The organism is Peteryoungia ipomoeae (assembly GCF_004912165.1).
Classification (GTDB): domain Bacteria; phylum Pseudomonadota; class Alphaproteobacteria; order Rhizobiales; family Rhizobiaceae; genus Allorhizobium; species Allorhizobium ipomoeae.
The window spans coordinates 487,307-500,847 of record NZ_STGV01000004.1; the positions used below are offsets into that span (position 1 = coordinate 487,307).

Annotated in this window: 9 protein-coding genes; 7 read left to right on the plus strand and 2 right to left on the minus strand. The window is 61.5% G+C overall.

The window, feature by feature from the left end; translation table 11 throughout:
- Positions 1-118 precede the first annotated feature (118 nt).
- From FAA97_RS14690 to clpB, 7 genes are all read left to right on the plus strand, one after another.
- On the plus strand, positions 119-844 hold the full coding sequence (locus tag FAA97_RS14690; protein WP_136599283.1) for an SH3 domain-containing protein: 726 nt from the start codon (positions 119-121) through the stop codon (positions 842-844).
- 260 nt (positions 845-1,104) lie between these two features.
- Entirely contained in the window at positions 1,105-2,379 is a 1,275-nt protein-coding gene (locus FAA97_RS14695; RefSeq protein ID WP_136599284.1) for an aspartate kinase, read from the plus strand.
- An 88-nt stretch (positions 2,380-2,467) separates the two neighbouring features.
- Positions 2,468-4,735, plus strand: a complete 2,268-nt coding sequence (ptsP, locus tag FAA97_RS14700; RefSeq protein ID WP_136599285.1) for a phosphoenolpyruvate--protein phosphotransferase — start codon at positions 2,468-2,470, stop codon at positions 4,733-4,735.
- Between the two features lie 26 nt (positions 4,736-4,761).
- Positions 4,762-5,844 (plus strand): peptide chain release factor 1, encoded by a 1,083-nt coding sequence (prfA, locus tag FAA97_RS14705; protein WP_136599286.1) that lies wholly within the window; start codon positions 4,762-4,764, stop codon positions 5,842-5,844.
- The gene (gene prmC, locus FAA97_RS14710) at positions 5,841-6,710 is read left to right on the plus strand and encodes a peptide chain release factor N(5)-glutamine methyltransferase (protein ID WP_136599287.1); all 870 of its coding nucleotides are present in this window, start codon (positions 5,841-5,843) and stop codon (positions 6,708-6,710) included. The genes prfA and prmC overlap by 4 nt, the downstream gene beginning before the upstream one ends.
- Before the next feature lie 333 nt (positions 6,711-7,043).
- Entirely contained in the window at positions 7,044-7,646 is a 603-nt protein-coding gene (locus FAA97_RS14715; RefSeq protein WP_136599288.1) for a DUF4167 domain-containing protein, read from the plus strand.
- Positions 7,647-7,846: 200 nt separating this feature from the next.
- Complete coding sequence (clpB, locus tag FAA97_RS14720; protein ID WP_136599289.1) at positions 7,847-10,450, plus strand: ATP-dependent chaperone ClpB; 2,604 nt, start codon at positions 7,847-7,849, stop codon at positions 10,448-10,450.
- Between the two features lie 99 nt (positions 10,451-10,549).
- On the opposite strand, the gene FAA97_RS14725 is transcribed toward clpB, so the two are convergent.
- Both FAA97_RS14725 and FAA97_RS14730 read right to left on the minus strand, forming a co-directional pair.
- Entirely contained in the window at positions 10,550-11,119 is a 570-nt protein-coding gene (locus tag FAA97_RS14725; RefSeq protein ID WP_246041500.1) for a DUF805 domain-containing protein, read from the minus strand.
- A gap of 138 nt (positions 11,120-11,257) precedes the next feature.
- Entirely contained in the window at positions 11,258-13,201 is a 1,944-nt protein-coding gene (locus FAA97_RS14730; protein ID WP_136599291.1) for a M23 family metallopeptidase, read from the minus strand.
- Positions 13,202-13,541: the final 340 nt, after the last annotated feature.

Genomic DNA, 13,541 nt, shown 5'->3' on the forward strand with positions numbered 1-13,541 from the left:
TCAAGGGCAAGGGAGGTCGCAGGTCGCGGCATTCCGAGTGACACGGAACCGCAGGCTGCCGCTTTACGTTTCAAGCCCGAGCGACACTGCGCTTATTCCATCAGCAGGAGAAAACTTCATGCGTAAATACTGGTTCATGGCCCTGGCTGCCGTGGCGTCCGTGGCAGGGCCCGCGCTGGCCGAGGCGGCGCCTGCCGTTGCGACAGCCAATGTCAACATGCGGTCTGGCCCAAGCACCCGCTACCCTGCGGTTTTCGTCGTCCCTGCCGGGAGCCGCGTCGACATTCGCGGCTGCTTGTCGAGTGCCAACTGGTGCGACGTATCGGTTGCCGGGTATCGCGGTTGGATCTCCGGCTCCTACTTGCAGACGACCTATTCGCAGCGCCGCGTTTATGTTGAGCCGGAATACTACCGCCCGCTTGGCATTCCGACAGTGACGTTCAGTGTCGGTCGCTACTGGGACGACCATTATCGCGGGCGCTCCTTCTATCGCGAGCGCGACCGCTGGAGCCGCGGCCCGGACTGGCGGGATGACCGCGACAGACGCGATCGTGACCGGGATTGGCGTGACCGCGACCGTGACCGCGATTGGCGCGGCGACAATGATGGCCGGGATCGCGACCGTGATCGTGATCGTGATCGGGATCGGGATCGGGATCGGGATCGGGATCGGGATTGGCGCGACCGTGACCGCGATTCGGGCGAAAACCGCCGGCCTGAGGAATATCGCCGTCCGCAGGCAGACCAGGCTCGCGGCAATGACGACCGCGACAACCACCCGATCCGTCGACTGCGGGAAAAACGCGAACAGATTTGCGCGGAGCAGCCAGAACGTTGCCGCTAAGTCGCAACGGAGCACACACTTATCGACAGGGGGGCTTGCGCCCCCCTTTTTGTTTCGCCGCGCCGGCAAGCGGCTCGCGCATAGGTTCCTGATCGCACCAAAGTGAAAATCCTTCCGACGCCGTACCGTTTGCAGGTCATGTGACCGTTGCGTGCCAGGAACATATGGACTAAAAGCCCCGCAACCTGCGGGACTGAGCGCAGGCCGGTATTTCTGTGCCGGTGTGACCGGCTTAATCCTAGGGCATACGGTTCAAATCTATGGCTCGCATCGTCATGAAGTTCGGCGGAACATCCGTCGCCAATCTCGAACGCATTCACAATGTCGCGCGCCATGTGAAACGCGAGGTCGATGCCGGCCATGAAGTGGCCGTCGTCGTGTCCGCCATGTCCGGCAAAACCAACGAACTTGTCGACTGGGTGCAAAACATGCCCAAGGTCGCCGGCGCCGATTCACCCTTTTATGACGCGCGCGAATACGATGCAATTGTCGCATCCGGCGAGCAGGTGACATCGGGCCTTCTGGCGATCGCGCTGCAGTCGCTCGGCGTCAATGCGCGCTCCTGGCAGGGCTGGCAGATTCCGATCAAGACCGACAATGCCCATGGCGCCGCGCGCATCCAGGAGATTGACGGCACCGATATCATTCGCCGCATGGGCGAGGGCCAGGTGGCTGTTGTCGCCGGTTTCCAGGGTATCGGCCCGGACAATCGCATCGCAACGCTCGGTCGTGGCGGCTCCGACACCTCTGCTGTGGCAATTGCTGCCGGCGTGAAGGCGGATCGCTGCGACATCTATACGGATGTCGATGGCGTCTACACCACCGACCCACGCATCGAGCCGAAGGCGCGTCGCCTGAAGAAGATCGCGTTCGAGGAAATGCTCGAGATGGCATCGCTCGGTGCCAAGGTCTTGCAGGTGCGCTCCGTTGAACTCGCCATGGTGCATAAGGTCCGCACCTTCGTGCGCTCCAGCTTTGAAGATCCCGATGCGCCGGGCATGGGCGATCTGATGAACCCGCCCGGTACATTGATTTGCGACGAGGAAGAGATCGTGGAACAGGAAGTCGTCACCGGTATTGCCTACGCCAAGGATGAAGCCCAGATTTCGCTCCGGCGTCTCGCCGACAGGCCGGGCGTTTCCGCGGCGATCTTCGGACCGCTTGCTGAATCCCACATCAATGTCGACATGATCGTTCAGAACATCTCGGAAGATGGTTCGAAGACCGACATGACCTTCACCGTGCCGTCGGGCGATGTCGACAAGGCGCTTGCCGTTCTCAACTCGAACAAGGACAAGATCGGCTTCGACGTTCTGCAGAGCGAAAAGGGTCTGGTGAAAGTGTCGGTCATCGGGATCGGCATGCGCAGCCATGCGGGCGTTGCCGCAACCGCTTTCAAGGCGCTCGCCGAGAAGGGCATCAACATCAAGGCGATCACCACCTCCGAGATCAAGATTTCGATCCTGATCGACGGCCCCTATGCCGAGCTTGCGGTTCGCACTTTGCATTCCTGCTACGGTCTGGATAAGAATTGATTCCATAGAGCGGACAAAAAATTCCCAGCCATCGCCGATGGCCGGGAAAAAGATCCGCTGACCAAATGGGAAGTGGAGCGAATACGCGATGAGAGACCTTTCAGCGGGTCCTCGCGTCCTGCTTAAGCGGCTGCGCGAATTGATGGCAGAGCCGCTTGAGCCGCAGGAGCGCCTGGACCGGATCGTTCGCCAGATCGCGAGCAATATGGTCGCTGAGGTCTGCTCCGTCTATGTGCTGCGATCCGACAGCGTGCTTGAGCTTTACGCTACCGAAGGTCTGAACAAGGATGCCGTTCACCTTGCCCAGCTGAAGATGGGTCAGGGTCTCGTCGGTACCATCGCAGCCTCCGCCCAATCCCTCAATCTTTCCGATGCCCAGGCGCATCCGGCGTTCCGCTATCTGCCGGAGACGGGCGAAGAGATCTACCATTCCTTCCTCGGCGTGCCGATCCTTAGGGCTGGCCGCAGTTTGGGCGTTCTCGTCGTGCAGAACAAGGCGCAGCGCAACTACCGTGAAGACGAGCTGGAAGCGCTCGAAACCACGGCAATGGTGCTGGCTGAGATGATCGCCACCGGCGAACTGAAGAAGATTACCCGCCCCGGACTGGAGCTGGATCTGACCCGGCCGGTCGAGATCGAGGGCGATAGCTATTCCGAAGGGATCGGGCTCGGCTACGTGGTGCTGCACGAGCCGCGCGTCGTCGTCACCAACCTGCTCAACGAAGACAGCGAGACGGAAATCCGCCGATTGGCCGAAGCGATCGGCTCGCTGAGGCTTTCGATCGACGACATGCTGTCGCGCCGTGAGGTTTCCATGGAGGGCGAGCATCGCGAGGTGCTCGAAACCTACCGCATGTTTGCCCATGACCAGGGCTGGGTGCGGCGCATGGAAGAGGCGATCCACAACGGCCTGACGGCCGAAGCCGCGGTCGAAAAGGTGCAGAGCGATACCAAGGCGCGGATGATGCGCCTGACCGATCCTTATCTGCGCGAGCGCATGCACGACTTTGACGATCTGGCGAACCGCCTTCTCAGGCAATTGACCGGCTTTTCGCCGCGCAGCGCCGTCAACGGTTTCCCCAATGACGCGATCGTCTTTGCCCGCGCGATGGGGGCGGCGGAACTGCTTGACTATCCGCGCGAGAACCTGCGCGGTCTGGTGCTGGAGGAAGGGGCAGTTACCAGCCATGTGGTGATCGTGGCGCGGGCCATGGGCATCGCTGTCGTCGGGCAGGCCGCAGGCGCCGTGGCGCTTGCCGAAAACGGCGACCCTGTCATCATCGATGGCGACGACGGCAAGGTATACGTCCGGCCTGTCAGCGAAATGCAGAAGGCCTATGAAGAAAAGGTGCGGCTGCGCGCCCGCCGGCAGGAGCAGTTCCGCGCCCTGCGCGACGTTGAGCCTTTGACCAAGGACGGGAAGCGCATCACCCTGCAGATGAATGCGGGTCTTCTGGTCGATCTGCCGCAACTGGCCGATTCCGGTGCCGATGGCATTGGCCTGTTCCGGACCGAGCTGCAGTTCATGATCGCCTCGACCATGCCGAAGGGCGAGGAGCAGGAGAGCTTCTATCGGAGCGTCTTGCGCCAAGCGAACGGCAAGCCGGTGACCTTTCGGACGCTCGATATCGGCGGCGACAAGGTCGTCTCCTATTTCCGTGCCCAGGAAGAGGAAAATCCAGCTCTCGGATGGCGCGCCATCCGGCTTTCGCTCGACCGGCCCGGACTGCTGCGGACGCAGCTGCGCGCATTGTTGAAGGCCTGCTCCGGAGCAGAGCTTAAGATCATGCTGCCGATGGTGACCGAGGTTTCGGAGATCCGTGCCGTTCGTGAGTTGATGCAGCGGGAGGTCCAGCACCTGTCGAAGTTCAGCCACCAATTGCCGAAGAAGCTGCAGTTTGGCGCCATGCTCGAAGTGCCAGCCCTGCTTTGGCAGATGGACGAGCTGATGGCCGAAGTCGATTTCGTTTCGGTCGGGTCGAACGACCTTTTCCAGTTTTCCATGGCGGTGGATCGCGGCAATGCGCGGGTCTCGGATCGGTTCGACAATCTCGGCCGGCCTTTCCTGCGCATTCTGCGCGATATCGTCCGGGCGGCTGACCGCAACAAGACGTCGCTGACATTGTGCGGGGAAATGGCGGGCAAGCCGCTCTCGGCGCTGGCGCTGCTCGGCATCGGCTTCCGCTCGATCTCGATGTCGCCGACGGCCATCGGCCCGGTCAAGGCCATGCTGCTCGGCACCGATGTGACGCATCTCTCCGCCGAGCTCAACGCGGTGCTTGACGACGACACGCCGGGCGTGTCAGTGCGCGACTGGCTCGTGCGTTATGCCGAGACCAACGATATTTCCGTCTGAACCGATCTCAACCTCTGGAGACGTGGGTGGCCAAGCTTCCTGTCGAGAAAATGCGCGAACTTGAACGCCGTTTCGGCGAAATCGAGGCGCGGATGTCGGCAGGACCGGCGGCGGATGTCTATGTGAAGCTCGCCTCGGAGTATTCCGAGCTGGAACCGGTGGTTAAGCAGATCCGCGCCTACGAGGCGGCAACTGCGGAAGCAGCCGATCTCAAGGCCATGCTCGCCGACAAAGCAACGGACCGCGAGATGCGCGATCTCGCGGAAATGGAGCTGCCGGAGGTGGACGCGCGCATCGAAGCGCTCGAGGACGAGATCCAGATCCTTCTCCTGCCGAAAGATGCAGCCGACGAAAAGAGCGCGATCCTCGAAATCCGGGCCGGCACGGGGGGCTCCGAGGCTGCACTCTTTGCCGGTGACCTCTTCCGCATGTATGAGCGCTTCGCCTCCACCAAGGGCTGGAAGGTCGAAGTTCTCTCGGCAAGCGAGGGTGAAGCCGGCGGCTACAAGGAAATCATCGCGACGATCAGCGGACGCGGCGTGTTTTCCAAGCTGAAGTTCGAAAGCGGTGTGCACCGCGTGCAGCGGGTGCCGGAAACGGAAGCGAGCGGGCGCATCCATACGTCTGCTGCGACGGTTGCCGTTTTGCCCGAGGCCGAAGAGATCGACATCGAGATCCGGCCGGAAGATATTCGCGTCGATACCATGCGCTCGTCGGGAGCCGGCGGGCAGCACGTGAACACCACCGATTCCGCCGTACGCATCACGCACCTGCCGACCGGGCTGATCGTTACGTCCTCGGAGAAATCGCAGCATCAGAACCGCGCCAAGGCCATGCAGGTGTTGCGCTCCCGGCTCTACGACATCGAGCGGCAGAAGGCCGACAGCGAACGCTCCGCCAGCCGCAAGAGCCAGGTCGGATCGGGCGACCGCTCCGAGCGCATCCGGACCTACAATTTTCCGCAGGGGCGGGTGACGGATCACCGGATCAACCTGACGCTCTACAAGCTCGACCGGATGATCGAGGGCGAAATCGACGAAATGGTCGATGCGCTGATTGCCGACTACCAGGCTGGCCAGCTGGCGCAGCTCGGCGACGTGCAAGGATGAGCAAACCTTCAAGCCCCTGCGCCGTGATTGCGGACGCCCGGAAGCGGTTTGAAGCGGCGGGTCTTGTCGATGCAGCTGCCGATGCGCGTCTCCTGGTCTGTCATTTTGCAGAGCTCACCACGACGCAGCTGGTGACAGATGGCGATGCGGATCTTCCGTCAGATATTCTGCAGGCGATCGAGCGGGCGGTGCAGCAGCGGCTCGACCGCGAGCCGGTATTCCGCATCATCGGCCGACGTGCCTTCTACGGGTTGACCCTTGCCCTTTCTGCCGAGACGCTGGAGCCACGGCCGGATACGGAAATTCTGGTCGATGCGGTGCTGCCGCATCTGCAGGCGCTGGAGCAAAAGAATGGTCCGGTCAGCATTCTCGATCTTGGAACGGGGACGGGCGCGATTGCGCTGGCGCTGCTTGAGCAGACAAAACAGACCCGTGCTGTCGGGGTCGACGTGTCCGCGGATGCGCTGCAGACCGCGCTCAGCAATGCCAGCGAAAACGGGCTATCCGATCGCTTCGAAACGCGTCTCGGCTCCTGGTTCGCTGCGGTGCAGGGCAAATACCACCTGATTGTCTCAAACCCGCCCTACATTCCAAGCTCGGTCATGGAAACGTTGGAGCCCGAGGTGCTGAAGCATGATCCGCCGAAAGCACTGGATGGCGGTGCCGATGGTCTCGATGCCTATCGGGCAATCGCAAAGGATGCGGGGCAACATCTCGCAGACGGCGGTCTCATCGGGCTGGAAATCGGCTACGATCAGCAGCAGACCGTGACGCAAATCTTTGAGGAAAAAGGGTTTTCTCTCGTCGAAGCGCGCTGCGATCTTGGTGGGCGCGACAGGGTGCTGCTCTTTGTAGCGGGCACTTGATAAGGCATTTGTTGCGTGTGCTAAGGATATTTCCTGATCTTGAAGAAAAACGCTTGGTTTTCCTGATGAAGCGGGCTAGTTTGCGGTCACGCAACGGAAGGCGGAGAAAGAACGAGGATTCGTTCGGGTCCCGACCGGCTTCGTAACTGGTTCGGCCATGACGTCTGCCAAGCTCGAGCAGCCGGTGCGTAACTCAGGAAACTCGACTTTCACCAGCGGCAAGCAAGGCGAGGGCGCGGTCTGCCGACGGCACGCTGAGACCCGGTCAGTCATGACCCGAGAAAATAGCGTTGCCCTTTCATCAGCAAACACAGACATTCAGGTGAATTATCTATGAGGCCAGGACAGCAGAACAAGCGTGGTCGGGGGCGTAACAACAACAATAACAACAATGGCGGTGGCGGCAACTTCAACCGCAAGGGCCAGAACCCGCTGACCCGGACCTATGACAGTTCAGGTCCGGATGTGAAGATCCGCGGCACTGCGCAGCACATTGCTGAAAAATATGGTGCCCTGGCGCGCGATGCCCAGAGCTCTGGCGATCGCGTCATGGCGGAGAACTATCTCCAGCATGCAGAGCACTATAACCGCATCATTGCCGCCGCTCAGGCGCAGTTGCAGGAACGCGTGCAGCGCGACGACCGCAACGACTACAATGATCGCGACAGCGATGACATGGACGGACAGGACGAACAGGTTCCAGCCGTAAACCAGCCGCAGGAGATTGCTGGCTCCGGTCCGCAGCCGGTCATCGAAGACATGCCGGCCGAAGTGGTGGCCGCTGCTGCCGAGAGCGGAGCCGAGGCCGGCGCCGAGCGTCAGCCTCGCCGCCGCAATGCCGGGAACCGTCCGCGCCGTCAGCCCCGTCGCAACGCGGAGGCAGAGGGCGGCGAAGGTGGGGAAGCCCCCGTCCTCGCCGAGGCCGTTTCCGAGTAATCGGTCTGCAGATTTGACATTTGAAAACTCCGGGCCGCGTCCCGGAGTTTTTCGTTTATCTGCCTCTTTAAAGGGCAAAAATCCGCTCCCATATCTCTGTCGAGGGAGCGAGTTCATCGCTCCGGGCCTGCCATATGGGGGCCGATCCAACCAACCGGGCTGTGCCGAATGCGGGCGGGCCGGGGCCAAGGAGAGTGACCATGAATATCGAGAAATATTCCGAACGCGTGCGCGGTTTTCTGCAGTCTGCGCAGACCCATGCCCTTTCGGAGGGGCACCAGCAGTTCACGCCCGAGCACGTCTTGAAGGTGCTGCTTGATGATGAGCAGGGCATGGCGTCTTCGCTGATCAGCCGTGCGGGTGGCGACCCGAAGGAAGTGCGTCTCGCCAATGATGTGGCGCTTGCCAAGCTGCCCAAGGTTTCGGGAGGCAATGGCCAGGTCTATCTGGCGCAGCCGCTGGCCAAGGTCTTTTCTACCGCCGAAGAGGCTGCCAAGAAGGCCGGCGACAGCTTCGTGACCGTCGAGCGGCTTTTGCTGGCACTGGCCATCGAAAGTTCGGCCTCGACCTCAGCTTCCCTCAAGAAGGGCGGCGTCACCACCAATGCGCTTAATCAGGTGATCAATGAGGTGCGCAAGGGCCGCACAGCCGACAGCGCCAATGCCGAACAGGGCTTCGATGCGCTGAAGAAATATGCGCGTGACCTGACGGCTGATGCCCGCGAAGGCAAGCTTGACCCTGTTATTGGTCGCGACGACGAAATTCGCCGCACGATCCAGGTGCTGTCGCGCCGAACCAAGAACAATCCCGTGCTGATCGGCGAACCCGGCGTCGGCAAGACAGCGATTGCCGAGGGCCTGGCACTGCGTATCGTCAATGGCGACGTGCCGGAAAGCCTCAAAGACAAGCGCCTGATGGCGCTCGACATGGGCGCTTTGATTGCAGGTGCCAAATATCGCGGCGAGTTTGAGGAGCGGTTGAAAGCCGTGCTCAACGAGGTGCAGTCTGAGAATGGTGAAATCATCCTGTTCATCGACGAGATGCACACGCTGGTCGGGGCCGGCAAGGCCGATGGCGCCATGGACGCCTCCAACCTGTTGAAGCCGGCACTGGCCCGCGGCGAGCTGCATTGCGTGGGTGCAACCACGCTCGACGAGTATCGCAAGCATGTCGAGAAGGATGCGGCCCTTGCCCGGCGTTTCCAGCCCGTCATGGTCGACGAACCGACGGTCGAGGACACCATCTCGATCCTGCGCGGCCTCAAGGAGAAATACGAGCAGCATCACAAGGTGCGGATCTCCGACTCGGCCCTGGTTGCCGCCGCGACCCTGTCCAACCGCTATATCACCGACCGGTTCCTGCCGGACAAGGCCATTGACCTGATGGACGAAGCCGCCTCGCGCCTGAGGATGCAGGTGGATTCCAAACCGGAAGAGCTCGATGAACTCGATCGCCGGATCATGCAGCTGAAGATCGAGCGCGAGGCCTTGAAGAAGGAAACAGACGCGGCCTCCGCTGATCGTCTCCTGCGCCTGGAAACAGAGGTGACGTCGCTGGAAGAGCAGGCCGATGCGCTGACGGCGCGCTGGCAGGCGGAAAAGCAGAAACTGGGCCTGGCCGCTGATCTCAAGAAGCAGCTCGATGATGCGCGCAACGAATTGGCCATCGCCCAGCGCAAGGGCGAATTCCAGCGGGCCGGCGAGCTGACCTATGGGGTGATCCCGGATCTGGAAAAGCAGCTTGCAAATGCCGAAGCCCAGGATGGCAGCGGTGCTGACAGCATGGTGCAGGAGGTCGTGACGCCGGACAATATCGCGCATGTCGTTTCCCGCTGGACCGGGATCCCGGTTGACAAGATGCTGGAAGGCGAGCGCGAAAAGCTGCTGCGGATGGACGACGAGCTGGCCAAGTCCGTGGTCGGGCAGGGTGATGCAGTTCAGGCCGTGTCGCGCGCCGTCCGCCGGGCACGCGCTGGCCTGCAGGATCCGAACCGGCCGATCGGCTCGTTCATCTTCCTCGGGCCGACAGGTGTGGGCAAGACGGAGCTTACCAAGTCGCTTGCCCGCTTCCTGTTCGACGACGAAACGGCCATGGTGCGCCTCGACATGTCGGAATACATGGAGAAGCATTCGGTCGCGCGTCTGATCGGCGCACCTCCGGGCTATGTCGGCTACGAGGAGGGCGGCGCCCTTACCGAAGCGGTGCGGCGCAAGCCCTACCAGGTGGTGCTGTTCGACGAGATCGAAAAGGCGCATCCCGACGTGTTCAACGTGCTCCTGCAGGTGCTCGACGACGGACGGTTGACCGATGGCCAGGGCCGCACGGTCGACTTCCGCAATACGATGATCATCATGACCTCGAACCTCGGCGCCGAGTATCTGACCGCTCTGCCGGAAGGTCAGGACACCGACAGCGTTCGTGACCAGGTGATGGATGTGGTAAAGGCCTCCTTCCGGCCGGAATTCCTCAACCGCGTCGACGAGATCATCCTGTTCCACCGCCTGCAGCGCAGCGAAATGGGGGCGATCGTCGATATCCAGATGAAGCGGCTGGTATCGCTGCTGGCCGAGCGCAAGATCGTCATCTCGCTCGAAGCTGGTGCTCGCGACTGGCTGGCCGACAAGGGCTATGATCCGGTCTATGGCGCAAGGCCGCTGAAGCGGGTGATCCAGAAGTACCTTCAGGATCCGCTGGCCGAGCAGATCCTTTCCGGCAAGGTGCTGGATGGCAGCCGGGTGAAGGTTGAGGCGGGCAGTGACCGGTTGTTGATTGGTCCCGATGCTTCGATGAGCCAGGCCGCCTGATAGGGCTGGCTTTGAGGACAAATGAAAAGGGCGGCTGACCGAGCCGCCCTTTTTGCTTTGCCGCGGAGCGATCGTGTCGCTGCCTGAGCAGCATCTCCGTCAAAGGCCTCTACGGCCAAAACTCGCTCGGGCGCCTGCCTGAGATCTGGCGCTGGCAACTGCAGAGGCTGGAGGCGGTGAGTAGCGCTGGCTCGTGACACTCTGGCTCGACCGCGCCGGTAGATCCATCTGAGTCATCCGCGTTTGAGAACTCAGGGCTTCGCGACCATAGGGCTCCAGCATCGGATCGTCAGGGGTGGTTCCCGTCCCGGGCATCAGAAGCAAGAACAGGCTGGACACGATCTGCAATCCGATTGACCCCGCCGAGAACAAGCTCTTAAGGCTTGCATCGCCTGCGACCTGCTCACCGATACCGAGCAGGAAATAGGCGACGCCGAGCCCGAGAATGACCAGCAGGGGGCTGAGGCCGATGTCGCGGATCCGCGCCGCCTGCAGGCTGAGGCCAATCCAGAGCAATACCACGCCGAGCAGCAGAAGCGGTAGAATGCCTTCGGCCTCCTCAGCTGGGTCGATGGCGAGGATACCAAGAACCCACAACCCGACGCCCAGAAGACAAAAGAAAATGCCGGCTAAAAAATACTGGAGCCGATTCACACGGCCCCTGAACATGAAAACTGCTTCGAGCACGAGCCACCCCCGCTTTCAATTGAAGGGATCAAATCATGCAACCTATGATAACGAGTAAATCAAAAGGCTCGGATTAGAACAATTTTGGCGGGCCGATTTGCCCGTCCGCGTCCCGATTGCTTATCGGCTGGCGACCTGTGCCGGTCGGCCGCCTGTCTCCAGCAGCGCATCGATGCGCTCGCGTTCCGTTTGGAAACTGGCGAGCGACTGGCCCTCCAGGGCCTTGCCGCCGGGAAGACGGACCTTCATCGGATCAACCTTGGTGCCGTTGACGATCAGCTCGTAATGCAGGTGCGAACCTGTCGATGCACCGGTTGAACCGACATAGCCGATGATCTGGCCCTGTGAAACCTTGGCTCCCGGCTTCATGCCCTTGGCGATGGCGCTCTGGTGATTGTAGGACGACACATAGCCATTGGCATGGCGCACCAGTGTCTGATTGCCATAGCCCGAGGCCCATCCGGCCTTTTCGACCACACCATTGCCCGAGGCAAGGATCGGTGTGCCGCGCGGGGCCGCCCAGTCGACACCGGTATGCATGCGGGAATAGCCAAGGATCGGGTGTTTGCGCATCCCGAAGGATGAGGTGAAGCGTCCGCTTGGGACGGGGTTGCGCAGCAGGAATTGCCGGATCGATTTGCCGTCTTCGTTGTAGTAGTCGACCGAGCCGTCATCCGGATCCTGGAAGCGGTAGAACTGGGTGATCGTGTCGCCGAAGCGCGCCCGGACATAGAGAAGCTCGGAGTTTTCCGTCGCAAGTCCCTCTTCATCCGCAACGGAGAAGAAGGCCTCCAGCGTATCGGAGGGCTTGAGCTGCGCCTGAAAATCGACGCTTGCAGCCAATAGCCGAACCACGAGCGCGGTCAGGTCCGGTCCCATCCCATAGGAGAGTGCTGCGCGGTAGATGCCGTCATAGACCTTGGGCAGATCGCGTCCGGAGGTCAGGATGGGGCGGGCCGTATCGAAGGCGCCGGCCACGGCATCGAGATGGGGCGGCTCGGCGGCACGGATCAGCCGGCCATTGTCTGTGACAGCCATGGAGGCGACATGGCGTGCGCCACTATAGAGCGAGAAACGGACGAGCCGAACCTCTTCGCCGCGTTGGATCAGCCCGATGCGCAGCACGTCGCCCTGAGACAGACCGCTCTCGCGAACATAGGGAGCCAAGGCCCTCTCCACGCTTTCGGCACGTGATTCCGGATAACCGGAAGCGAGCATCAGCGCCGATACGCTCTGTTGCTGGCGAACCGGCAAAACATCCTCGGCATATTCAGGCGTGTCGGGTGTGATGGCTTCCGGTTCCGAAACGCTCATGTTCTGCTCGACGACGCGCGCCGAGAGGGCGGCATCGAGCCCGAGTTCACTGTCGTCGGCATCGAAGCGGCGCGGGTCGATATAGTAGAGGGCCGCGACCTGGTTGTCGCCGGAGGTCAGAACCGATCCGTTGGAGCGTACATTCTCTTCGACCTCATCGAAGCTCATGTCGCCGACCAACGGTTTGTCGGGACTTGTCGGGAAGGGCCGCAGGGAGAGTGTAACCTCGGACTCGACGTCGGAACCGTAGAGCGTGCCCGCCCGCGGCGCGAGTTGCTGCTCCTGCTCGGGAACGGCAAATATGGTCATCGGGTCAAAGGCGGGATAGCGCTCCTGCACGGCATAGTCCGCGGCAAGCGCCATCTTCACATGGGCGAAGGGCAGCTTCTTGACGATTTCCCGGGTGCCGTCCTTGAAGACGGTGGGCACGTCGAGAATGGCCTTGTCGACGGGACGTGCCGCAATCTTCGGCGCGATAAGGCGCGATCCGCGGACTGCTTCTTCGTTGGTGTCTGCTTCCGACTGATCGGGCAGGGCCGCAAAGGCTTCCGCGGGAATGGCGAGCTGCTGGCGGCCATCGAGGGCGGCAAACAGCGCAACGCCCATGAGAATGCAGGAGGTGATGCCGGTAAGAAAGGTCCCGGACAGCCAACGCAGGGAGATCTCGCGGCGGTCAGGGGCGCGAAAGCCATCCGCCAGGATCGGCGCTTCGCTACCAAGCGAGCGGATCATGTTCCGGTCCGGCGTCATAGAATGCTGTCCACCCCCTGGCTCAAATCCAATAGTCTGTCCCTGTCGGGACCCCCGCCCTCATGTCTCATGTCAGCGACTGTTCGTCAAACCTGACGCGATTACAGCAGGAGACCCCAAGCATCCTCCTGATCGGTGCCCGGCCGAGATGGTCCGGACGGCATGGAGGGGATGTCACCTACATCACCGGATTATGGAGATTGCAGGGCATCTATGGCCTTTGCCAATAAGGGGCTGAAGAGGCAGGGGAAAAGCACGCCGATCTCAACACGTTCGCAGCTGCATTTTCTGGGCATTTTCACGAACCACTCAAAACACCCAACAATTTCAGCCGGTTGCG

Excerpts from the sequence above, each read along its gene's own strand:
- FAA97_RS14730 (WP_136599291.1), bottom strand. The coding sequence starts at position 13,201 with ATGACGCCGGACCGGAACATGATCCGCTCGCTTGGTAGCGAAGCGCCG.
- prmC (WP_136599287.1), top strand. The coding sequence starts at position 5,841 with ATGAGCAAACCTTCAAGCCCCTGCGCCGTGATTGCGGACGCCCGGAAG.
- FAA97_RS14725 (WP_246041500.1), bottom strand. The coding sequence starts at position 11,119 with ATGTTCAGGGGCCGTGTGAATCGGCTCCAGTATTTTTTAGCCGGCATT.
- clpB (WP_136599289.1), top strand. The coding sequence starts at position 7,847 with ATGAATATCGAGAAATATTCCGAACGCGTGCGCGGTTTTCTGCAGTCT.
- FAA97_RS14690 (WP_136599283.1), top strand. The coding sequence starts at position 119 with ATGCGTAAATACTGGTTCATGGCCCTGGCTGCCGTGGCGTCCGTGGCA.
- FAA97_RS14695 (WP_136599284.1), top strand. The coding sequence starts at position 1,105 with ATGGCTCGCATCGTCATGAAGTTCGGCGGAACATCCGTCGCCAATCTC.
- ptsP (WP_136599285.1), top strand. The coding sequence starts at position 2,468 with ATGAGAGACCTTTCAGCGGGTCCTCGCGTCCTGCTTAAGCGGCTGCGC.
- FAA97_RS14715 (WP_136599288.1), top strand. The coding sequence starts at position 7,044 with ATGAGGCCAGGACAGCAGAACAAGCGTGGTCGGGGGCGTAACAACAAC.